General features: G+C 39.8%; 12 protein-coding genes, 1 other RNA gene and 1 pseudogene. 5 read left to right on the plus strand and 9 right to left on the minus strand.

Annotated features, from left to right (window positions below; translation table 11 throughout):
- Together RM706_RS15720 and RM706_RS15725 are read right to left on the minus strand one after the other, a co-directional pair.
- Positions 1 to 6,305 (minus strand): immunoglobulin-like domain-containing protein (locus tag RM706_RS15720; RefSeq protein WP_311353224.1); only part of this gene is annotated, 6,305 nt, incomplete at its 3' end.
- A 12-nt stretch (positions 6,306 to 6,317) separates the two neighbouring features.
- A complete protein-coding gene (locus RM706_RS15725) occupies positions 6,318 to 14,672 on the minus strand; it encodes a malectin domain-containing carbohydrate-binding protein (protein WP_311353225.1) in 8,355 nt (2,784 codons plus the stop codon).
- A gap of 791 nt (positions 14,673 to 15,463) precedes the next feature.
- Here RM706_RS15725 and RM706_RS15730 point away from each other — a divergent pair.
- Complete coding sequence (locus tag RM706_RS15730) at positions 15,464 to 15,898, plus strand: hypothetical protein (protein ID WP_311353226.1); 435 nt, start codon at positions 15,464 to 15,466, stop codon at positions 15,896 to 15,898.
- 13 nt (positions 15,899 to 15,911) lie between these two features.
- Here RM706_RS15730 and RM706_RS15735 read toward each other — a convergent pair whose 3' ends face one another.
- From RM706_RS15735 to RM706_RS15760, 6 genes are read right to left on the minus strand one after another with little or no spacing between them, the layout of a single operon-like run.
- Positions 15,912 to 16,460, minus strand: a complete 549-nt coding sequence (locus tag RM706_RS15735) for a 1-acyl-sn-glycerol-3-phosphate acyltransferase (protein WP_311353227.1) — start codon at positions 16,458 to 16,460, stop codon at positions 15,912 to 15,914.
- 34 nt (positions 16,461 to 16,494) lie between these two features.
- A complete protein-coding gene (locus RM706_RS15740) occupies positions 16,495 to 17,622 on the minus strand; it encodes an iron-containing alcohol dehydrogenase family protein (RefSeq protein WP_311353228.1) in 1,128 nt (375 codons plus the stop codon).
- 2 nt (positions 17,623 to 17,624) lie between these two features.
- Positions 17,625 to 18,329 (minus strand): HAD family hydrolase, encoded by a 705-nt coding sequence (locus tag RM706_RS15745; RefSeq protein ID WP_311353229.1) that lies wholly within the window; start codon positions 18,327 to 18,329, stop codon positions 17,625 to 17,627.
- Complete coding sequence (gene kdsB, locus RM706_RS15750) at positions 18,320 to 19,033, minus strand: 3-deoxy-manno-octulosonate cytidylyltransferase (protein WP_311353275.1); 714 nt, start codon at positions 19,031 to 19,033, stop codon at positions 18,320 to 18,322. Before kdsB ends, RM706_RS15745 begins: the two co-directional genes overlap by 10 nt.
- A 37-nt stretch (positions 19,034 to 19,070) precedes the next feature.
- Positions 19,071 to 19,637, minus strand: a complete 567-nt coding sequence (locus RM706_RS15755; RefSeq protein WP_311353230.1) for a DUF4126 domain-containing protein — start codon at positions 19,635 to 19,637, stop codon at positions 19,071 to 19,073.
- A gap of 24 nt (positions 19,638 to 19,661) precedes the next feature.
- Complete coding sequence (locus RM706_RS15760) at positions 19,662 to 21,101, minus strand: ATP-dependent DNA helicase (RefSeq protein ID WP_311353231.1); 1,440 nt, start codon at positions 21,099 to 21,101, stop codon at positions 19,662 to 19,664.
- Positions 21,102 to 21,203: 102 nt separating this feature from the next.
- Here RM706_RS15760 and RM706_RS15765 point away from each other — a divergent pair, with 102 nt between their 5' ends.
- The 3 genes and pseudogenes from RM706_RS15765 to RM706_RS15775 form a co-directional block, all read left to right on the plus strand.
- Complete coding sequence (locus RM706_RS15765; protein WP_311353232.1) at positions 21,204 to 21,851, plus strand: hypothetical protein; 648 nt, start codon at positions 21,204 to 21,206, stop codon at positions 21,849 to 21,851.
- Positions 21,832 to 22,668: a DUF3822 family protein gene (locus tag RM706_RS15770; protein ID WP_311353233.1), complete on the plus strand. Its 837-nt coding sequence runs from the start codon at positions 21,832 to 21,834 to the stop codon at positions 22,666 to 22,668. Before RM706_RS15765 ends, RM706_RS15770 begins: the two co-directional genes overlap by 20 nt.
- Positions 22,668 to 23,198 (plus strand): annotated as a pseudogene (locus RM706_RS15775) (RsmD family RNA methyltransferase); the annotation flags it as partial. The gene RM706_RS15770 and the pseudogene RM706_RS15775, both read left to right, overlap by 1 nt.
- Here the strand turns inward: RM706_RS15775 and rnpB are convergent.
- Positions 23,196 to 23,502, minus strand: an RNA gene (gene rnpB, locus RM706_RS15780) — RNase P RNA component class A. The pseudogene RM706_RS15775 and the gene rnpB sit on opposite strands and share 3 nt — an antisense overlap.
- Before the next feature lie 104 nt (positions 23,503 to 23,606).
- On the opposite strand from rnpB, the gene RM706_RS15785 reads away from it, so the two are divergent.
- Positions 23,607 to 25,355 carry a DNA polymerase III subunit gamma/tau gene (locus RM706_RS15785; RefSeq protein ID WP_311353234.1) on the plus strand — a complete coding sequence of 583 codons (1,749 nt, stop codon included), beginning with the start codon at positions 23,607 to 23,609 and terminating at the stop codon, positions 25,353 to 25,355.
- The last annotated feature ends 6 nt before the right edge of the window (positions 25,356 to 25,361 follow it).

The following is a 25,361-nucleotide window of genomic DNA, read 5'->3' on the forward strand; positions in this document are numbered from 1 at the left end:
GCGGGGTTGCCAGCCAAATCGCTCACATTATATGTAACAGTATACATGCCCGGTACGTTGGTGTCAATAACATCCCCAACGGTCACAATGCTCGTTGTGATGTTACCGTCCAAGTTGTCAAGAGCAGTCGCACCAGCATCCGTGTAGACATCTCCCACGTTGAGTTCTACCGGGTCAGCACCCAATAGGGTAATCACTGGAGGAATAATATCAGGCTCATTCTCGACCAAAACGGAATAAACCGTTTGACTATTGTTCTGAGCAGTTACGGCATAATTCACTGCCCCTTGCGAAAAATCCACTAAATCTCCACTTGCGGGGTTGACGGTAGCAAATTCAGAAATACTGATGGTTGGCGCTAGACTACTCAAATTGGTGCCAATGGGCATTAGTATATTTATGTTGGTACCATCGATAGTGGTATTTCCAACTTGATTCGTAATATCAAAGACAAGTATATTACTGTCAGAACTAGGGGTAAAGTTTACCGTTACCGTTTGACTGCAGGTTCCTGGATTCCCTGCGTCGTCCAAAGAAGTCCATAAAACGGTACTTGTGCCGGGTGGGAAATCAAAGGAAGCCGTTTGATCGTTCAGTACCAGGGTCGTTTCATCAGGAAAAGTCAACAGCCCTGAAAGACTTGGTGTGGCATCGCAATTATCAGTTACCGAAGGAGGTACAATCTCAAAGACCAATGGCAGACCGCTAGGACTATCCCCTGAGAAGTTACCACCACATACCAAAATAGGAGCCGTCATGTCTTCGACTGCCAAATTAAACGAACAGGTATTTGTATTGTTCGCTGCATCCGTTGCAGTCAGGATAATTACAATCACATCCGCACCGTTCACAACAGTGCCAGGCAAAGGGCTCTGTGTCAAAGAGGGATTAAGGTCTTGATTATCGCTCACGGTGGCTAACCCCGTAAAATCTGGAATTGTAGTACTACAGAATTCGTCAAGGGAAATCGTTTGGTCCTCAGGACAAGCTATGGTCGGCGGAGTCACATCTGGAATATTTATGAGGCCTCCCGTTGTACCCGTCAGGACGTTAGCTGCACCAAAAGTTGCAGTAGTTGAAGCTGGTCCATCTGGATCCACAAATGACAGATTCGTGGAACCCGATCCTACCGCTTCAAACTCTATCGTCAATAAATCAAAAGTGCCCGAAGGGAAATTGGAAGTTATACCAGCACTATAATCAATCGCGCCCAAAGTGTTGTCAAATACTGGAGGTACCAATGGTGCCGGAAGGGTGGTTCCTGTTGTCAAACCACTAACTTCAACAATGGTGGGATCGAAGGTCAAATGCACTTCGGCCAAATCAATTTGTTGATCGTTGGCCTGCACCTCAATTACAACGGAGAAAGTAGCCCCTTCGGTTACATTCGATGTTTCGGGGTTTACGACAAAAAACACATTTGTTACAGGTGCTGTACTTACGTTTACTGTTCTCGTGACTTGAATAGCATCATTGCCAGCGGCATCGCTAACATCGTACGTAAGCACATAACTGTCAGGGGTCACCGTATCAACAACATCACCGCCAACGACTATGCTCTCAGTAAGGTCACCATCGGCATAGGAATCATCGGCAGTTGCTCCTTGCTCTAAGTATGTATCACCTTCAATCAAATCAATAGTGGAATCACCATTCAATGTTATTATGGGTATTGTATTGTCTTCAACCGTGATTGGCACGATTGTTTTTTCGCATATTTGGTTGTGTCCTGTTTGAGCACCATAGAAGCTGATTTCATGTGGACCAGGGGAGACATTGGTAAATGTAAAACAGCCTGAAGCCGTATTAATCCTTACGTAAGGTTCACCGTTTACCGAACCAGTGGACTGACCTGGGGCATCGTCATCAATTCTAAGATGAAAATGCTCACCAGCAAGTCCCCCAGGGTCAAGATTGGTTACATCCCAACAAACCGTAATATCTGGGCCATCGATAGTGGCATTCAGTAGTGGATTACCACCCACTGTGCCAACATAGCTGGTAAATTCTGGGGCACCGATTACTTCTACCGTTTGTATAGTGGATGTGGTACTTTCATCACCTGAGTCGGTTGCAACTGCGGTTATTTCGTGTGTGCCTATGGCCAACGATATATCATTTATCGGGTTGCCCGTACCCAATGGGGCGGTGCCATCAAACCATTGAATCGTCAACGGCGTTGAACTGGCATCATCTTCTACATCCGTAAATATGGCGTTAAGATTTACCAATTCACCGTCATCTAAGCAGTCTCTTAGTACAAGACCTTGCTCTGGACTGATAAATCCATCGAACTCTGGAGGATTATTGGAAGCCGCTGTTACCTCAACCGTTGTTGTTACAGTTGCTGTTTCATTACAAGCATCGGTTACACTAGCACTAATGGTATGTGTTCCAACAACCGTAAGAGTAGGATTAATACTTTCACCCGTACCTAATGCACTTACCGTTTCTATGTCTGAAGACCACTCTATGGTCACACTTTCGTCTTCGGAATCAGCAGCTGATGTAGACAAGCTTACTGAAGACCCTACCGTAATACTAATTGGAGTGGCGACAATGGGGTCAATAGTTGGAGCCATATTCTGTATAACTGTAACGGTAATGGACTCTGTAGCTGTAGCAGGCGTAGCATCCGTTACTTCTGCGGTGTAGGTAGCTGTGCCGGTAAACCCAGTAAGTTCTAAAGTGGCTCCGGTACCTACTTCATTATCGGCATTATCCTTCCAGATAATAACGGCACTCATATCTCCCTGTTCGGCATCACTCGCTGAGGCAGTTAAGGTAACGTCTTCTCCATCTCCTTCACAGTCTAATATAGAATCTACTTGGTCAATACTTACAGTAGGTGCCTGGTTAGGGGAAAAATTAGCGGTTTCTGTTATACAGATACCCCCTAATTTGGCATTATCTACAGAAGGAGGTAAATCGATATTTAGGATGCCATCAGATACCGTAACATTAAAAGTTTTTGTAACTGCTACTAAGGGGCCATAGGTATCAAATAAATCGATACCTGTTTCTTCTGAATTTCCCTCTATCTCTATAGCAAAAATTCTATCTCCTGTTCCAAGAGCTGAACCTCCGCCGGTAGAACCAATGTATAATTCCACCAAATAAAGTTCAATGCTAAAACTACCATTGCCTGTCGGGATAGCGTAGCTCAAAGGGTCTCCAAATCGCTCAGACTGGAATAAATCTTCCTCTCCACTATTGGGAGTAGTCCCTGAAATAGAAGTAGTAAGCTTATTAAAGATATTACTTGGTGTTCCAAAATATTGATCAGCCGCAAATGACTTTCCAAAAGCAGTAATAGTTCCCTGATTACCTGAATTGATGCACAAGGGAAGTGCCACAGCCGTATTAACCGACCATGTAAAAGTAGAAATTGCAGATTCCACTGGATTACCATCATCAGTAGCCGTAATTTCAATGGTATAAGGACTATTAGCAGCAGCCCCCACATCAATACTTCCTGAAATGGCTCCTGTATTGGGATCGATGCTCAAGCCAGGAGGTAAGCTTCCATTATCTGAGAAAGTTACGTCATCTCCTTCAGGATCATTTACTGCAACGGCCAACCCTAATGGAGAATCCCCTTCTAGGTTAGACTGATCAGTAATTTCTGTGGTAAAAACAGGAGGAAGATTTCCCGATGGGACTGTAAATTGAAACTCCTGAATATTCATTCCTCCCCCAAAGTTAAAACGCAAGGTTTGTAGCCCTGCATTGGCAAACACAACCGGAATAGTATAATCCTCAAAGGTTGTCCATCCATTCTGATTGATTGTTTCATTCCCAATAGAAGAGAACACACCGCCATTTTCCTCTGAAATGGTAAGCAAACCGCTGGTGCCATTCCCTTTGGAAGCATTTATTCGAAAGATGTATGGTCCCGCTGCGGGAACGTCGATAAGGTAATCTACAAATTCATTTGGTCCTATATAACCGATGTTCTGATTAGTATTGGTTTCAATGGCAACATTCCTACCAAGGGTACCATTTGGATTCGGTCCATACCAAGGTAAGGGATTCCCGAAGGTTTTGGCCAAAATGGGTCCATCTAGAATATCTTGGGCAATATCTATGGTAAAGTCTTGTGTAACAGCCCCGTTTACTCCATCATCGGCTGTAACCCTTGCCAAGTAAGAACGACCATCTCCCACAGAGGTAGGCCAGTTGAAGTTGTACAAGCCTCCTGCTCCTTGAGTAAAGGTAAATCCTGTCACTTGCGTGTTAGAGGTAAAGGGATCGGTATTAGGACCGGTAGGATCACTTTTGTCATAGATTACTATAGTTGCCGCGGGATTGGTATCGTCATTTATCTGGATGTCAAAGTTGATAGTCCCTCCTTCATCGACTTCCACAACAGCTACCAAGGGTTCAATGGTAGGCGGGAGGTTGACCGATGCCACCACATTTACAATTCGTATTACTTCCGTTGCCGCATTATTAGCAGCATCGCTTACATTGTATGTTACATTATAACTAGCTACCGTATTCATATCGACGGCAGTGGCATCAATTACAATATTATCAGAAATATCTCCATCCAAGTCGTCATTCGCGATAGCACCTAATTCTATATAGCTATCGCCTTGGTTGAGTTCTTGGGGGTTATCACCTATCAGCGTAATTGTTGGAGGTACATTATCAGAATTGGTCGCAACAAGCTCAAACTGGAAATTGTCAACATTAAAATAAAAATTTCCTCCTGCGTTCTCCCAAACCAATTCAAAAGTTTGTACGCCAGCAGACAAACTAACGTCTTCCAATAGCACTGGGATGTAGGTTTGCCAACCACCCGTTCCTGAAACATCAACAACGCCAAGCGTATTGCCTCCGCTTTTTACGGTCATACTTTTAGCAGTAGCTGGATTTCTAGCCACATTAAACGTGATATCGTAAGTGCCTGCGGAAAGCACATTAATCTGATAAGTGGCAAAATCGCCATTATTGGTAAAGCCAATGTTTGTCACTCCAGGATTGTTTACTTCTACCCCAATTCCTGATGGGCCTCCTTGGTTATCAAAAGACTCGGCCTGAACAATGGTGATTCCAGAATCAGAAATCGGCTGGGGAGCATCCAATACGGTTAGTTGAAAAGTCAAAACGTTAGATTCCCCATCGGCGTCAGTAGCAGTTACCGTAATATCATAGGTGCCATTGCCATCACCATTGGCCCCACCTCCATCACCAAATATTGGAGAAAACGTTAAATCAGATTCGTAATCTGTTCCCGTATTGAGTGTATTTGTTTCCGAAAGAAACCCAGAGGCGTCAAAAGGAAACGGGTCTGTTTGCGGACTGACGTTTGTACTTTCCAAAAGTTGGGGTTCCGTAGAGGAGGAGGATATGGATACCGATGTCAAGTTTCCATCTACGTCGGACACATCAATAATATCGGATAGGTTTAAGCTTTGCCCTTCAGTAACGATCTGGTCTGCTATCGCAGCTATCGCAGGAGCCGAATTCACTGGAACCGCATTGACCGTAATTGTCTCGGTAGCTGTATCAGTGCCACCATCTTGATCGGTAACCGTTAGGGTAATGGTATATTCCCCTGGATTGATATAAGTATTGGAAGCGGTTATTCCTGTATCACTATTGCCATCCCCAAAGTCCCAGGAATACGAAGCTAAATTGGTCCCATCTTCTGGGTCAGAAGAACCATTTGCATCCACATTAACTAATAGCTGAGCATCCCCTGAGGTTGGCGTAGCCATAAAACTAGCTGTGGGGTCTTGGTTAACGTTTCCCACCGTTATACTAGCACCTGTAGCCGTACCTAAAACACTGTTAGCTTCAAAAGTCATGATTGACGCGGGAAGGTTAGGGCTTAAAACAAAATCCAAGGATGATGTGCCAGGTCCTATTGCAGTAAACTGAATTTCCAAAAAATTGAAACTTGCAACTGGGAAATTGAAAAAAGTACTAGCTGCGTAATCTATAGTCCCAGCACTGTTATCGAAAACTTCTGGAACTAAGGGAATCGACAGACCCTCACTCGAACCAAAGGGTGTCAAGTTTGTTACCTCCAAAACAGAAGGGTCAAATAACAAATGAACTTCTGCCAAGTCTATCTGTTGATTTGTAGAAGTTTGGGTAGAAACCGTCAGCGTAAAAGTATCGCCAACATTACCAGAGTTTGCTGCCTGAGTGATTACAAAGTCGGCCTGTGCATGGGTAATTTGCATACTTATTGTAAACAATAGGCAGAAAATCCATGACCACTTTTTTGGGTTCCCTATTCTGGATGATTCGTTAGTAAAAAACATAGCAATTGTTGTTAAATGGTTGTTCATTTTAAGTGTTTTTTATTCTGAAGGTTGTTGACCGCTCACATTAAAGTTGGTTGCCAGTATTGAAAAATCGAGGGCAGTAACCGCGCCATCCCCGTTGAAATCAGCGCCATCATTATACCCAGTATCACCGCTTGAAAGGTTAAATGACGTTGCTAAGGCCGAGAAGTCCAATGCAGTCACTGCATTGTCATTGTTGGCATCCCCGCCAAGCAATTCACCCACATTAAAGGTGTTACTTCCCTCCACTACCGTTACTTGTTGTACCACTTGTAAATATTTGAGGCTAGTCACCGCCAATTGATAGGTCCCCGGAGCAATACCGGTTAGCGTGACTTCTCCCGTGGCAGAACCCGTTGGAGTAAATTCATAGGTTGGCGTAACAGATCCAACAGGATAAAAAGCAACTTCCATATCAGCAGCTAGGTCCGTTCTTCCCTGTAATGCATAACTGATGGTCACCTCATCCCCGGGAACAAAATTCTCATCATACAATAGGGTGAGTACATTAGAGGTTTGGCTCACCTGCTGATCTACTGCATATGGTATGGTAGAGGTAACCGCAATAAATTGGTTCAAGCCCCCATCTTGAGTTCCAGTGGGATCACCCGTCGTTACCAACAAAGTAACCGGGATATCTACGGTACCCCCTGCTCCGATAACCGCGGCATAAAGGGTCTTGCCGCTCATCGCTTCATTGGCATAGTACGTCTCATCTGGCACATTGAACGGTGGATTTCCCGATTGAATGAACAATCTAGAATCCATTTGAAGTAATGAAACATTATCACCGGGGTTACCAGTAACCGTTATAATTTGATTCAACTCATTTACCGTTGTAGGGTTTGAACCAAGTCCAGCAAGGGAAATTGATGGAGTTACAGTCGGATTAGGCGCCACCACGGTTTGGCCTCCACCTAAACTACCATCTTCATAGATATTGCTTATGATAGTTGAGCCATCACTGAAGGTTATAGTTACGGTAGCTCCGGTCAGCTCATATCCCGAAACACTTCCAGCACCTCCTGCACCAGCGACACCTTGAATACTATTTGGATCAATGTCGACAGAAAAAGTAAAGTTCTCAGCAGCGTTGAAATCGGTAAAACTCATGCTCAACACATCAAAACCTCCTTCTCTTGGTACGCTAAAAGGATCAACACAATTATCTGTAAAAGGCACCAAGCCTACGGCCGTTGCCAATGTAGGTTCTGCATTAAAACACTGCGCAGTAGCGTCACCACCACTTCCAACAGGATCCCAAATGATATCTGGTAAAATTGAAGTACTCAAATCTATGGTAACCTCGGTAATTTGAACGCTACCTGATGAGGTGTTGGTGATAATGAACTTATCACTGCCACCAAAAGTACTACTGCCCAATCCTGTTTCAGGGGTCACCTCGATTAAAGCTGATGGGACCCCGGGCAAGGTATCATCCAGCTCAACCACAATAATATTGGAGGCTTCACTATAAACGCCATTACCATCGGTAGTCACGGCAATAAAATGATTTAGTCCACCATCAGGTTGCCCATTTATTCCTAAGGTCTTCGTTAGTACTACTGGAATATTCCCATTACCACTTCCGTCCAAAACAACTGAATACAGCTCTTTGGTCATGGCTTCGTTGGCCTCAAAGGGGTCTACGTCATAACCTACTGTTGGATTTCCCGGATCAATATGCAAACGTGCGTCAACACGAAGCAATAATACAGTAGAACCAGCTGTACCTGTAACCGCTATGTTTTGATTTGTAACATTCGTTGAGGTTGGTGTTGTTAACCCAGCCATCGAAATGGCGGGCGAAACCAAGGTGTTTTCGGTAACCGTGGTGTTCGAGCCACCTAAGGAGCCTTCGTCCCATAATGTAGAAGTATACGACTGCCCATTGGCAAAGAAAACCGTTACCTTGGCTCCAATCAATTCAAATCCAGAAACTGAACCTGAATCACCAGTGCTTAAATCGCCTTTTATGCTCGTGGGATCCATATCGACACCAAAGGCATAGAGTTCTCCCGGATTAAAATCCGTAAAATCCAATGCCAATCCATCATAACCTTCTTCGTCATTCACTCCATTATGTGGGTTGAAAAAGACGTCTACACAATCTTCTGGATCAGGACCCCCATCGCCAGGCACGGTCAAGCCTACTTCAGCTGCAGTATTACCGGCAGTTCCCGTAGTTAAGCATTTGGCACCATTGTCACCGGCGGTACCCACAGGGTCAAAAACGATATCAAACATATACCCAGTACTGGATTCGATTTCCAAACGGGTGATATCAACACTACCGTTATTCTGTAACTGGAAGGAGTTATTTCCGAAAGTACTTATATCCAATTCTCCACCGGGGTTAACTGCCAAGAAAGCAGCACCCGTTCCCGTTTGACCAGGGGATACCAACCAATTGAAATTCAAGACAGAGGAAGCAGGTGGACTGCAATTATCTGCAACCGAAACCTGCACGGCATAAGGACTTCCAACTGAAGCGCCCCCAGAACCTCCAACAACCTGTGTGGACTGTTCACCATCTAAAGTTGCTACTGGTTCACCAGTTCCAACAACATCAATTTGTGTCAGGGCAAAACGGTCCACCTTGTGACCAGCAGATCGTTCTCCCATTTGAATACTAAAAGTCCCGGCATTAGGGAAATAGGCATATACAGGGAAACCATTGTTGTCAATGGTCTGACCATCCCACTTATTACCACCTCCACCACTACGGTAGATTTTAAAGAATCCCTGACTCCCTGCATTTTCGTTACCATGGTCAGGCCTGCCCTGTGCATTACCTGCTGGGTAGTAAATGGTCTTGCCGGCACCACCACCAAGGATTCCTTCAAATTCAGCAGTGCTGGTAAGATTACCCCCTTGCACACAGAAAAAATGAACGTCAGCCGTATTGTCTATTTTAAACCAGGTATCGTTTTCCTCTGTAGCATTGGACCCTTGGAACTCAGATTTCATATGAAAACGATAGACTCCAGGTGTGGTAATTTGAACATTATAGGTCAGCACCTGCCCCCCAGTTGCATTACCGAAATTGTTTGCGGAACCGACTAAAAAGCTCGGGGTTCCAGATTCCAAATTCCATCCGCCGGGAGTCTCAGTAAAATCGGTTTCGGCTTCAATAATCACCAAACCGCTGTCTTCTATAAATGCACCATCAACACCTCCTGTACCTCCTGTTCCCGTTTCCAGGGTTCCGTTAATAACACCAGTGGCCGAATCTATTGACAAACCTGGTGGTAAATTGGAAGCGGAAAAGGTGAACGAACCGCAATTATCATCATCAACAGCACTGACCTGAAGGTTAATACCTTCTCCTTCAACACTGTTTTGAGTTGAAATAGTTGCAATTGTCGGGGGTAAATTACCTGTAAAATTCAAGGCCGTTATTTGAATACCCTTTAAAGCAGGATTTTCAATGCCATGAATGAATTCCAAATCGATGATGCCGTCGGAGGTCGTAACAAATGAGCGTACGAAAGCACCTTTTGGTCCTGCAATGGCATAAGGATCCAAATCATCAAAAATAGGTGGTACCACACCATCAACTGAAACGTCAAATACGCGTTGATTTGCTGCTGTAATATCTCCAAATAACTCCGCAAACAACAATGTAATTTCTACCTGTGTGCCAGCTTCTACCGGGAATTGCCAGAGCATCTCAGGTATGGATTCTGCATCAAATCGTTCTGTGTTAAAAATATTTGTGGGAATCTCGGGAAAACCGCCCAACGAAGGATCCGTTATAATAATGGAACCTGGATGTGCGCTTCCAGCGGTTCCTGCGTAGGTGCTGCCACCTGTGGAATTTGCAGTTAAAAATGTTGAATTTCCCTCTGTACCAAAGTTACCTTCATCAGCGGCCCAATCTGGTGAGGAGCCGTCAGCAGCCCCTAAAATTGGCCCACCTGCATTCACCCTATAGAGAACTTGTTCAATCCCACCAACAACAGGATTCACCGCCCATGCAAAAATAATGACCTGGGCATCATCGGTTTCTGCATCACTATCATCCACGGTTATGGTTACATTATAAGGAGAATTCGCAGCTGCCCCAGGTGCAATAGTGCCAAAAATATCTCCGTTGGTAGGTTCCAAGTCTAGACCAGGAGGTAAGCCTTGTGCGGTATAAATTAAATTTCCGTCTCCACCAGTGGCTGTCACGTCAACCACAGATTCGGTACCTTCGTTATTGATTTGGTTGGGAATAGGTGTAACTACAATTGGTCCTCCAGGACCACCTCCATTGTCTTCGAAGGACAATACCTCAATGGCCGAAATTTTACCATTGTTGACAGAGGCGGGAAGGGAAATGTTCAAGATTCCATCTATAACATTTATATTACTGAATGACTTTATGACTGCCGATAGGGCACCTACCTCCGCATGTATATCATAGTTTGAAATAACAGTATTTCCTTCAATAATCACATCGAATATCCTTGATCCATCTCCCCCCTCAGATCCTGCTCCGGGCGCGCCAAAGTATAGCTCTGTAAAGTAAAGGTTTACCTCGTAAGGTCCAGTACCTGCAACAGGGATTGCATATTCAAGTGCTGCATTAAAACGTTCTGTTTGATACAGAAAATCATCTGTTGTATTGGCAATAGCAGCTCCACTAGGTCCACCTGAAGGAAATGCCGAACCATTGACAAAAAACTGATCTGCCGACCAGACATCGCCGTTGCCATCCGTATACCCTGCTCCTCCAGCATTTATTCGAATTTCTTCTGAAGGCAATAGGTCTACGTCAAACTCTACTATGATAATATTGGATACAAGGCTTGATCCATTTTCATCTTCTACGACAGCTGCAAATAGGTTATAACCTGCTTCAGGGTCAGAATCAGTTAGGGCAACATTAAAATCAGCTGTAAATGAGTTACTAATTGTACTGGTAAATTCATTTATTAAAATCACGCTGTTTACCTCCCAGGGGTCTATGTCATAGCCCACACCCGCATTCGGGCCGTCCAAATCTTCAATAAAAAGGCCGGCCTCTAATTGCAGTAATCTCACATTCGCCCCTACCGGACCATTTACCGTTATTGTTTGATTTGCATCAGAAGTAACTGACTGATTTTGAACACCTTCCATTGAAATGGTGGGGGTTTCAAGCAATGCGTTTTTTACAATAACATTGCTCGTGCCTTCATCGCCAGTAATATCTGCAACCAATTCCACTTCCCAGGTTTCTCCTGTATCAAAAGTGACTGTGACTTTAGCACCAGCCAATTCTAGGCCTGAAACACTACCTGATTCATTCGGGCCAGGAGCGGAACCGCCCTTGATACTGATAGGATCAATATCCAACCCAAATTGTAAAACCTCATTTTGTGTAAATTGACCTGAAGTAAAATCTATACTTAGACCATAAAAACCACCTTCATAGGCATCGGTAAACGTATGGCCCGAAACTCCGGTTGCTGTATCTGTTCCATTATTAGGTGTAAATCCCTTAAATGTCGCATCACCGGCTGATCCATTAGGGTCAAAGACCACTTCGGGAATAATTGCAGAAGATAAATCAAAAGTGACATTCGTTATTGAGGCCCCATTTGAAGCGGTATTTTCAATATTAAAGGAAGTATTACCAAAAGTAGAGCCATTAATGTTACCCGTAGCAACCTCCACAAATGCTGTTGTTTCTGCCGGGTCAACAGTTACTTCAAAATAGTCCCAACTGGTTGCAAATTCAGGTGCTGCGCCTGTGGAAGTAGCGATTGTACCCACAGCTAAAGTTGAAGCTGCCCCACCTATATTATAGTTACCTTGTACCACTGTAAGCAAATTTCCTGTCAAAGTAATAGGATTACCCAAGTTTATCGGCTGCCCACCACCTGTGGCATACTTTGCTTGTACCACCCCAGTAGCAGGGTCTACAGAAAAATAGAGCTCAATTGCAGATTCATTCAAAATGGAGGCAGGCACATTGATTAATTGATCACTTGCATTTGATCCTCCATTTTCAAAGAACACCTGAAAAGCAACATTACCATTATTATTTCTCAATGTCAATTTTACATAATTGTCTTGGTCTCCGGTACCCATGAAGATACCGTGTGAGGCAAAATTTGCAGGTGCAGCATTGTTAAAGTAAGGTCCATTGATTTGACCCAAAATCGTAAACGGTCCAGTGTTGGAATCTACCCTTACAGGGAATTGAAAGCCATTTTTCTGAGTATTGACATTAGTAAAAGCATCTCCACCTCCAACCGAAGGATCCGTATAAATTCCTGCTGTACCACCAAAAACCAATTCATCTCCAGCATCTTCTACCAAAAGAAAATAGTCATCAACTCCGTTGGTCATGATACCCGTAAAACCAAGACTACCAAAGCCATAGCCTTCAGAGTTAAATAAGTCCAATCGTATTGGTAGTTCGCCATATTCCCCCAACCCATTGTCGGCATCAAAGCAAAAGGCATCGTCAACATCAAGAATACCATCGTTATCATCATCAATATCGTTCAAGTCTGATCTTTTAAAACCATTAAATTCAACTACATCATCAAAATCTGCGGGTTGGCTTGCAGCTGAACATGGATTGGTTTCATTATCAATTTCATCTGCATTGGTATAACCGTCACCATCCTCATCTATGGTGTCATCATCTATACCCTCACAATTGCCAAAATCTTGAGGTTCAAATACTGTGATATTATCAGCACCATAGGTAGCGGCCCAGACCGTTCCTGGGAAAATATCATTATCACCCTGTGCGATTACGTCTAATGGTTGTGACCCAAAACCGGATGCAAATGATGCAGACGAAATACTACAATTATTGATTGGGTTTGATGGACAGTTCAATGCCACTGTCCCATCTGCATTTAGTTCTACTTGGTAAATATTACCGTTAAAGGATGCTACTAAAAGATAACCCTGAATCGCTCCGTTAAAATTACTTGCAGTATATTCCGCAATGCCGTTGGTTGAGGGTCCATAATTTGCAATAGTACCATCATCAACGCCCGAGTTTTGAAAATCACCTTCTACAGGGTTAGCCACTGTAACAGGAGGCCAACTAGCAGGTAGGTTAGAATTGCCAGGGCCATAGAAGGTTCCGTTGTAATACAAACCGGCACCATTGGGATTCGCTCGAATAGGGGCGGGATGCCCACCATAGTAATCTTTGGTAATTAAGTGTAGCCCGTTTTTGTTGTTTACTTGATCATCGGGAATACCATCACTGGCAACAGTTCCATTTAACCCATCGTGCAGCGTGACCGTATTGGGATAGGTAGCTGGATCAGGGCCAACTCCAATTGAACTGTTATTCACCTGGGTAGATCCTGGTTCCCCTGAAATGAAATTGTTGGTTACGTCATACGATTCTTCATATTCTGGAAAACCGCCCCATCCGCCATTCGCACCATTATCCACTCCATAAACCCTTCCCGATTGGGTTATGACTACATCATATAAATTTCGAAATCCCGAAGCAAATATTTGTACTGGACCGTTTGGGTCTAACATCGCTTGGTTTAGACCATCATCACCTCCCCAAGGGTCCGGATGGTCATTGCCATTAGCAAGAAGGTCCGCTTTGCTAACATTTTGTAGTGTAGGTAGATTATACTTGTATGAGGTGCCCTCAGAATCCGTTTTTGTTGACAACGATTCAATAGTAGTTAAATCAATTTCTACAACACAGGCCGAGAGAGCATACTCGGTGGTAAATGCGAAGTTATTTGAAGGTGATCCAGCATTGGTATGACCGCCAACCGCCAAATATAACGTATTGCTAACCTCGTTTATCTGTATTCCATTAACTGCATGATTCTCTTCAGATCTTGGTAAACCCCTTACCAAGTCAATTTTCGTCCATCCTGCACATTGGCCTGAACCGTTTATACCTCCCGTACATTCCAGTTTTGATAAAACTCCAGAATTGGTGTCTAGTCCGATATCATTACCTCCACCTCCAGCACCTATTCGAGGATCACTTGAACTCACATATAAAATAGGGTTTGATACTGTACCGGTTAGAAAAATACCTGTAATCTGCCTATTGTTATTACTTGAACTTGAGCCATTGTCATTATGATTAGGTATTCCTTTTACTAAATCAATAAGCTCGGTATTTGTGACTTCGTAGTCATCTGGACCGTTACGTACAATGGTATATGCATAAATATTGCCATTTTGTTGAGATACATACAATCTATCATCTGGTCCAAATTGAAGTGAAGTTGGATTGTTTGATGATTCTCCAGATAGACCACTTGAGCCAAAACTTATTTGGGCGTTAACTTCCAGGATGTTGAAAAAGGTGAACAATAGAATAAAGAAAATCAGACTAAAAAAAGTCCGTGAATTTTCTTTGATAAGGTTGTGTTTATTTGATTTAGCCATTATTAAAGGTTTGTAGGGTGCGGTTATTATTTTGATTTATTGCAGTTTTCGGAAAAGCTAAGTAGCAGAGAATTTAAGTCAACAAAATCGACTTCAAACTACTTCTATGACCAATAGAAGGATTCGAAAAAACTTGCCCCATTCCGCTGGGGTGTTGACAACTGGTAAGTAATAAATCCCAGTTTATGGTTACAACAAAGCTTTTGAATTTGATATTGGGAATAATAACCCCAAGCAAGAAACCAATTGAACAATTGGTTCGAGAGTAAAATTTAATCATAACGTCTTTTTTTGGTTATTACCATAACCAAGCAAGACTCATAGCGATTCGGGGTGGGATGAAATCACTAATAAAGTATGTGGGGGAAAAAAGTGATATTAACAACGCTTTTAATATATTCAGAACATTCGTTGTCTTATATCGAAGAGCAAAATAGTATTATGTTTTTTTTACCTTTAGTGAAATTGATTTTTTTCGTTGAAATACCTAAAAAAAGGATTATAGTGATTTTTTGTTAAAATTAACTCTTGTTCTTGTTAAACAACCTACCCAGTTTAATTGAAGAAATAGCCTTTAACTTTTTATGATACGATGATTTTTATATGGCTTTAAACAAAGAATTTTGACAACTCAAGATTTAATTTGAATTTAGTCTCGTTGTGTTATAAAATTTATATCTGCTGAAATTAAACATCATTTAAAACGACTGTAATAACAAACTATCGATATGTACCGTCTGATTTTCGTTATTTCTCTCTTGTTAATATCCTTTCAAACCCATTCGCAAGAAATGAATTCGGAGAAGCTTATTGAAATTATTCAACAAGAAGCGGATACTGCAGCTATAACTAATAATCAAATACAGTTTAGCATCAACAGTGGGTTATTGATTTGTATCTATGATGAAAATGCCAATCGCATGCGTATCATCTCACCCATTGTAAAAAGGGAAGAACTTACAGAAGATGAACTACTGAATGCCTTGGTAGCCAATTTTCATTCAGCTTTGGATGTAAAATATGCCTTAAGCGATGAAATTATATGGTCTGTTTATACACATCCTTTAAGAGAATTAGGCGATGCTCAAGTTGTTGATGCTATTCAACAAGTATATGCAGCGGCTATTACTTTTGGAAACACCTATTCAAGTACCAACTTGGTATTTCCTGGAAATTCAAAAAAAGTTGTGGATACAACAAAAACGAGAGTTTTAAAGAAACTGTAAGATTTGGCTAGAATCAAAGTCCAAAACTATTTTCAGGTATTTTGCCTTTAACATCTTTGAAGAAAGTTCTAATTTTTCGAAAATCCTTATTGATGTCTTCCGTAGCATAAAACGATTCTGCAATACTAATTTTCTTTTCCCGAAAATTAAAGGCGACCATAATAATAGGAACTTTAGCTGCTTTTGCAATATAATAGAACCCTGTTTTTAAAGCTTTTACTTTATTGCGGGTACCCTCCGGAGCCAAGGCAAACCTGAATATTTTACGATTTTTAAATACCTCGACAACTGCTTCAACAGAATTTTGGGTAGTACTTCTGTCTATTGGAGCTCCTCCCGTCCATCTAAAAAACCATCCGAAGGGAGGTTTAAAAAGACTTTTCTTACCAATATAATTAATCTCTTGGTCCAATACTTTGCGTATCAAAAGACCTAATGGAAAATCTAACCAGTGCGTATGAGGAACAACTATAATAACACACTTATCTATTTCTGGAAATTGACCTTCTAATTGCCACCCCATCATTTTAAAGTAAATAAACTTGGCTATTTTATGGAACATTAAACAGATTTAGTCTGTTCATTATAAAAAACGATTAGATTTTCCGATATATGTTTTTGAGGTCTTCTTTTGATATACATTCTTTCCAATTTTTGCCAAGCGCATTTTCCCAAAGAGCTTCCATGGAATATGCTACGGTAATCATAGTATCCATTTCTTCTTCGCCGAGGTTAGCGCAAATATTTTTAGGAAGTGTAATACTGTGTTTCTGTCTCATTTTGTTAAATAAGGCCACACCTTCTGGATAGTATTCTTCTAAATGCGTAAAAACAATACAGTTACCGATACCATGCTTTGTGCCTAGAACATATGATAGTCCATAACTCATTGCATGAGCTATGCCTACTTGTGAATAAGCAATACTCATACCCCCATGCCAAGATGCCATCATCAACTTTTCTTCAGCTTCTTCTTTTGGCAAATCTTCCAAGAAAACCTCTTTACAGAGTTCATAGGCCTTTTCACCATAACTTTGACTAAAGGCATTCAAATACGTTCCATTCAAAGATTCTACACAATGTATAAAACAATCCATACCAGTATAAAACCATTGCTCTGTTAGTACTGTACCTGTTAAATCTGGATCTAAAACTACCTGATCATAGGTGGTAAAATCTGAATTAATGCCCAACTTCTTTTCAGGACCCAATAGTACTGCGGTTCTAGAAACTTCTGCCCCAGTACCACTAATTGTTGGTACACCAACATGGTATAGGGCTGGTTTATTTACCAAATCCCATCCTTGGTAATTTTCAGATGAGCCCTTATTACCTAGCATTATGGCAACTGCTTTTGCCAAATCTAATAAAGTGCCACCGCCGATACCAACAATACCTGATGGTACCTCATCAAAATCAGCTTTTATTTTTTTAACCAATTCATCAACCTGTGTTGTCTTAGGTTCTTCATCTGCCGAAATGAAAATAATTTGATCATTAAACAACCATGGTATTCTAGTCTGTAAATCTGAATTCTCAAAAAAATCGTCAACTAAAAAAATAAAAGGGGCATCAGAATTTTTCCTTTTGGGTAATAAAATATCTGCTAATTGGTCAAAACTTCCCCTACCATATACCACACGTGGCACCATCGGAAAGTTTTTATAATGTCTTTTCGTTTTCAGGATTGTGTCTTTATTTTCTAATTTATTGTCTGTCTTCATTATTAATTCATGTACTTCAAAATATCGCGAATGGAACCCAGTTTCAAATGATCATTAACTTGCTCTTCTTCGCTAGACACCATCTCATGTGCCCATGTAGTATGAAAAGGAATATGAATTGCCTTTGCACCAATGTTTACTATAGGTATAACATCTGACTTTAATGAATTCCCTACCATTAAAAATTCATTAGTATTGATTTCAAGATGTTCTAAAAGGTTCATATAATTTTTCTCTTTTTTATCACTAAGAACTTCAACATGATTAAAATACTTAGAAAGGCCTGATTTCTCCAATTTTCGCTCTTGATCTAAAAGATCTCCTTTCGTCAATACAATCAGTCTATACTTAGGTTGTAACTTAGCTAAAACTTCTTCTACCCCATCTAACAATTCCACTGGATGTGAAATCATATTCTTACCCAGACTCAATATTTTTAAAATAGCTTCTGGTGAAATTTTATTATTTGACAACTCTAAGGCAGATTCTACCATAGAGAGCATAAATCCTTTTATACCGTAACCATAGAGTTCTAAATTCTTCATTTCCATTTTAAAAAGCTCTTGGTCTATTTTATTTTTTGTCTCATAGCTCTCTAAAAGTTCAGCAAAATTTTCTTCAGTCTCACGAAAATAAGTCTCATTGACCCAAAGTGTATCATCAGCATCAAAGCCAATTGTTTTTATATTGGTTAAATCTACCTCCATGCTTTTTTTGCGCGTTCTAAATCGTCAGGAGTATCAATTTCAATACCAGTGACATGAGTTTCTACCATTCGTATTTTTCTGCCGTACTCCAAAAATCGTATGGCCTCTATTTTTTCAGTTGCTTCTAATGCCAACATTGGCAACTTTTGAAAATCTGCCAGGGCTCTTTTTCTAAAAGCATAAATACCTTTGTGTTTGTAATATACTGCTCCTGCATCTTTATCCCTTGGATAAGGAATTGGGGAGCGTGAAAAATAGAGCGCAAAATTACGTTTATCTACAATTACCTTTACTGTATTTGGGTTTGAAATCTCGTCCCAAACAGTAATTGGAGTCATTAAGGAAGCCAAATCGATTTCTTTTTCAGTATCATCCTTAAACACCTCTATTATTCGATGTAAACTTTCCTTATCAATAAACGGTTCATCGCCTTGCACATTAATGACAATATCTACTTGCATATTAGAGACCGCTTCTGCAATTCGGTCACTGCCGCTTTCATGCTCTTGTTCGCTCATAATAGCCTTACCACCATTTTTCTCAATCAACGAGTAAATCACATCACTATCCGTAACAACATAGACATCGTCAAAAAGATTGGTATCTATAACAGCATCATAGGTTCTTAGAATAACGGGTTTGCCATTAAGATCCTGCATTAGCTTTGCGGGAAAACGAGAGGCTTGATATCTTGCCGGTATCATAGAGATTATTCTCACTTTTATTGTATTTGAAGGTTGATTATTTGAGTTTCGGCCTTAGCTTTCTGTAGATACTGAAAATGACAATTAAAATTAGTATTACCAGAATTATTGCAATTGATGGTGCTAGAATTGATGTTGTCGAAACAGCGACCGCAGTACCAGTTTCAACTGTGGAAACAATAGGGTTTGCCAATCCTCCTGTTGTTGCTGTTGAGGTTAACCTCCCAGCTGCATTGGCTCCTTTTATTGCAGTAGCAGTTCCGCCACCGGCAATTATTGCCAATGACCAAGTAATAACTGGGTCTAAATCAGCCACTGTAGATACCATTACGGCAGTACCTGCTATTGCCGCTAATGGAATTGCCAAGCTATCAAGAGCATTATCTACCCAAGGGATAAAATAAGCAAATATTTCCGCTAAAGTCGCAATACCTAAAGTCGAAACAGCCGCCAAACTGCCAATCCATGTCCAACTGTCATTAAGATCCCAAACTCCAAAATAAGACGCTAAACTCAATGCAAAAAGTGGTAAAAAAACACGAAAGCCGGCTGAAGCTGCGAGACCTATACCTAAAAAAATGCTTATAATGGTTTCTGTAGTCATTTTTAGAGTTTGAACTAAAATAAGTTATTCCCCGTCAACAAAAAAATCGGCCTTGAAACCAATAAGGTATAATCTATTTTTTGCTCTAGTAACTGCAGTGTACAACCATCGTAAATATTCTTTATCAACACCATTTGGCAGATAAGGTTGTTCTACAAAAACTGTGTTCCATTGTCCTCCCTGAGATTTATGGCAAGTAATTGCATATGAAAATTTGACCTGTAATGCGTTAAAGTATTTATTGTTCTTAACTCCTAGAAAGCGCTTATACTTTGATTTTTCATGGGCATAATCTTTTGAAACCTCTTGGTATAGTCTATTGCTATCTTCATAAGGTAAAGAAGGGGTTTCGGCTTTTACGGTATCTAAAAGTAAAACCGTTTCAAAAGGTTTTTGATTTGGGTAATCAACCATTTGCACTTTGACTTCAGCAAATTTAAAACCGTACAACTCTTTAATTGAAAATAGCTCGAGAACTTCAATAACATCACCATTGGCAATAAAACCAGCTTCAGAAGTAGCTTTTAACCAAAAATAATTGTTCTTAACAACCATCATATAATCTCCTACCGAGATTTCATTGTCCAAATAAAGTATGCGCTCACGTATATTTGAATTGTACAAGTTAGCTCGCTTATTGGAGCGTACAATTAATGCGGTCTCTTCTTTTCCATTCTCTGAATAAGAATTATCTATTGCTTCCTGAATTTCATGCCCATCTATTAATCTTACTATATCAGTAAAATTGGACAATTGAAATTTAAACTGTTCAAAAAACTCTTGCTGTAATTGCTCTCTTAAATTAGTGGCATTATATAAAATTCCAGATTCACTGCTTTGCCTCATAACCTCATCTAACTCAATCTTAGTAACTTCCTTATTATAGTTTAAGGATAATCTCTCTTGATTTAGCGCAGGACTTAAATCTAATTTAACGGGAGGCAATTGTGCAGTATCACCAATTAAGATTAGTTTACAATTATAACCTGAATAAACAAAAAAGAGAAGGTCATCTAACAAAGAGCCATTCTCAAACAGCTTAGAATCTGAAGGAGCATCAGGTATCATTGATGCCTCGTCTACAATAAATAAAGTATCTCTATGCTTATTAGGAGCCAACACAAATTGTACTCCTCCACCAGACTGCTTCTTGGGAAAATATATCTTTTTATGAATCGTATAAGCTTGATTTCCAGAATAAGTGGACATTACTTTTGCTGCTCTGCCCGTTGGTGCCAATAATACGGCTTTCATTTTAACCCTCCACAAATTTTTGACCAAACTACCAGTAATAGTAGTCTTACCGGTACCGGCATATCCTTTTAGCAAAAAGAGTCTATTTTTTTCTCTTGATAAGATAAAATCTGACAGCGCGCTTAAAGCCGTCTCTTGTAAAACAGTAGGTTGATGAGGAAATTTTTCAATTAAAATCTTAAGAAAATCTTGAGTATTCAAGTCGGCCATGACCCCTCAAATATAGTCATCATTTTTAGGACAAAAACTTTTGTGATTAAAAAAAAATTGTAGATTTGTGAATAACCACTAAATCTAATTAACACTTATAAAATGAAGACCATCATACAAATTGTACTTTGGATTGTTTGCATCTTTTTAGGCTATCTGATATATCAATCGGTTAACGCTCCAATAGAATTTAATAAGGTACGTAAAGAACGATTCTCTGAGGTTATCGCCAAACTAAAAGATATTAGAGATTCTCAGGAAGCATACAAATCTGTGAATGGAAGATATGCAGGTAATTTTAATAGTTTAATTAAGTTTGTTGATACGGGAAGTTACACTATTACCCAGCAAAGAGATTCTTCTTTTATGAGGTTTGACAAAGTGTATCAAATTGAATTGCAAAAAGACACTATTATTATTGATACTCTAGGTTTCGTAAAGGTAAAAGATTCCTTATTTAAAAGTGATGACCGCTACAAAAGCTTAATGGAAGTACCTGGTGCTGCTAATGGTGAGAAATTTGAATTGAAAGCCGATATTATCGATAAAAGTGGTTATAAAGCTCCGGTTTTCGAGGCCAAAGTCAACAAAAATGTCGTGCTTTATGATCAACCTAAAGATCTTCTGGCGCGCGAAAATGCTCATATGAGTGTTGAAGAAGTTAACGGTACCACTATTAAAGTTGGATCATTAACTGATGTAAGCACAAATGGTAATTGGCCACCAATTTATGACAGAAAAAACGACTAGTAGATATAAAGACGCGCTAAGCGATTCTGAATCCTTCAAGAAGTTGTCCATTCAAATTAGTTTGAATGGACTTTCTTTTTTTGTTTTAGATACTATATCGCAAAAAGTTGTTATTGATGATTGTATTAATTTTAAGACCGAGACAACACCCTATTTACTTAAAAAAGAACTAAAAAACCTCCTTGAGAAACATGAATTAACTACTTTTTCATTCTCGACTGTAACTGTTATCCATAAAAATGACATGTTCAGTCTTGTTCCTATATCGCTATTTGAACCTGATGAACTTCCTAATTATTTAAAATTCAACACCAAATTATTGGCCAATGACCAAATTTCTTTCGATGAACTAAAAAATCATGAAATTGTAAGCGTTTATGTGCCTTTCACCAATATCAACAACTTTATTTTTGATCTTTATGGTGAGTTTGATTATACCCACAGCAGTACTACTTTACTCCAATCACTTTTTAATCAAAAAATTGGTTCCAAAACAGTTTGCTATGCACATGTTAACAAGTTCAATTTTGAACTAGTGGTTTTTAAACAAAAAAAGCTTTTACTATTCAATCAATTCCGATACAAGACCAAAGAAGATTTTCTGTATTACATTCTTTTTACCTATGAACAGCTAGACCTTGATGTAGAGCACGTAAAACTCAAACTTTTTGGTACTATAGAAGAAGATGACCCACTTTTCAACATCTGTTATCAATACATCAAAAAAGTTTCTGTTTTTGAACCAACTCACAAACTTATCGATATAGAGACCATAAGAAAACATTCTATCGACCTTACAATTTTAAGTTCATTTTAATGCGAATCATCTCTGGTCATTATAAAGGAAAGCGCCTCATAGCACCAAAAAAACTTCCAGTCAGACCTACTACAGATATGGCTAAAGAGGCACTATTCAACATTTTAAATAACACTCATTATTTTCAAGATTTAATTGTTTTAGACCTTTTCTCTGGCACTGGTAATATAAGTTATGAATTTGCATCGAGGGGCACACAAAATATTACCGCAGTAGATTTAAATACCAGCTGTATACAATTTATCTCAAAAACTTCGAAAGAGTTGCAGTTCAATATTACGACTATTAAAAGCGATGTTTTCAAATTTCTAAATCAGACCAAGATAAAAGCTGATATTATTTTTGCAGATCCCCCATATAATTTTAATACAGAGCAGTTTGCTAAAATTCCTAAATTGGTTTTTGAAAATGAATTGCTTTTTGAAGGTGGAGTATTAATTATCGAACATTCTGAACAGACGGAATTGAATGATTTAGCTTACTTCTCACAAAAACGAAAATATGGTGGAAACTTTTTTAGCTTTTTTGAAAAAAGCAGGTCATAAGCCGGATCCTGTATTCACTATGTGAATCCTTATCATTTATCTAGACTTTTAGTTGCCCAAAAGCTCCAACCGCCTACCCTCCAGCTAAGGCGTGCTACCTTAAAATACTGGTTTACATGACGTTTCACCGCATAGAGTTTACCTGATTTCACTACAGCCGAACTGTACTTGCTTTCTGTTGCACTTGTCCGCTCCGTTATACACGGATGACGGGTGTTACCCGCTATACTGCACTATGGTGTCCGGACTTTCCTCTCTAATAAATTAGAGCGATAAGGTGACCTGCATATGCAAAGGTACAGCAATTGTTAATAAAAAAGTTGTGCTGTCCTTCTCTATGTTCGATTATCCATTTCGCTATTTTTATATTTGTGAGTACTCAAAACAATTGTATTGGAACCCTTCATAGTATCAGCTAGAAAGTACCGACCCCAAACATTCAAAGATGTTGTTGGACAAGAGGCTATTACCAATACATTAGAAAACGCCATTACTCATAACCATTTAGCACAGGCATTACTTTTTTGCGGACCACGGGGTGTTGGTAAAACAACTTGTGCCCGGATACTTGCAAAAAAAATTAATCAGGATGATAGTATTGGAGACAATGAAGACTTTGCCTTTAACATTTTTGAATTAGATGCAGCTTCGAACAATTCCGTCGATGACATACGAAGTCTAACTGATCAAGTGCGGATTCCACCTCAAATTGGCAAATACAAGGTATATATAATTGATGAGGTTCATATGCTTTCCCAATCAGCTTTCAATGCTTTTTTAAAGACTCTAGAAGAGCCCCCTAAGCATGCTATATTTATTTTGGCAACGACTGAAAAGCATAAAATAATCCCGACCATACTTTCAAGATGTCAAATTTTTGATTTTAAGCGTATTACAGTAAAAGACGCTGCCAATTATTTAAAATATATATCTGAGGAACAAGGTGTGGTAGCCGAAGATGATGCCTTGCATATTATTGCCCAAAAAGCAGATGGTGCCATGCGCGATGCACTATCTATATTTGATAGGGTCGTAAGTTTTTCCGGAAAAAACCTTACAAGAAAAGCAGTCACCGAAAATTTGAATGTTCTAGATTATGATGTTTACTTTGAGGTAACAAGGTTGATTCAAGAGAATAAGATACCTGAATTGCTTATGCTATTGAACAAGACATTGGCTTTAGGTTTTGATGCGCACCATTTCATTACTGGTCTAGCATCGCATTTTCGCGATTTAATGGTATGCCAACATAAAGAGACCATTAATTTGTTAGAGGTCGGTGAAACGGCCAAGAAAATGTACCAAGAGCAAGCAATGGACGTTACAAAAGAGTTTCTCTTGAAAGCTATTGACATGGCCAATGATTGCGATTTAAAATATAAAGCAAGTAAAAACCAACGGTTATTAGTTGAACTGACCTTAATGAAATTAGCTTCCATAACTTTTGATGGAGAAAAAAAAAAGTCTGATTTCATAATTCCTTCTTCTTATTTTAAAAGTGATATATTTCAAAAAACAGCTGTAGCATCAATTCCTCAAGAGGAAGTTATTGATACTATAATTAAATCTGAAGCAACCACAATTGTCGAAGAGCCAATTTCCAAAGTGCTAGAGTCAGAAGCAGGCAAAACGCAAATTTCACAAAAATCAGAAATTAAAAAAGTCGACCTCAATATAACTTCAACAAGAGTGTCAGGGCTTTCCATATCTAGTCTTAAAGCAAAAAAAGAACATGAGAAAGCCAAAATAAGTACTGAAGATCATATAGAATTACCCGAAGAAGATTTTGAAGAATTGAAAATGCAAGAGCTTTGGAACAATTATGTTCAAGAACTGGAGAATCAAGGTAAAAAAATACTAGCTGCTAATCTTCAAGCGGATACACCAAAACTGATTGAAAAGTATACTATTTGGATTGAACTGCCCAATTCAACAATGAAAAAGGAGGTAGAACGAGAACAAAGTCTTATGCTCAATCATTTAAAAGAACGGCTTAATAATCATTCAATTTCTCTTAGAATTACTATTAATGAGGAGAACGCAAAGAAGTTTGCATTTACACCTGAAGAGAAATACGAAAAGTTGAGAGAGAAAAATCCTGCCCTAGACCTGCTTAGAAAAGAGTTTGATTTAGACTTATAAATTATT

The organism is Croceitalea rosinachiae, assembly GCF_031846445.1.
Lineage (GTDB): Bacteria > Bacteroidota > Bacteroidia > Flavobacteriales > Flavobacteriaceae > Croceitalea > Croceitalea rosinachiae.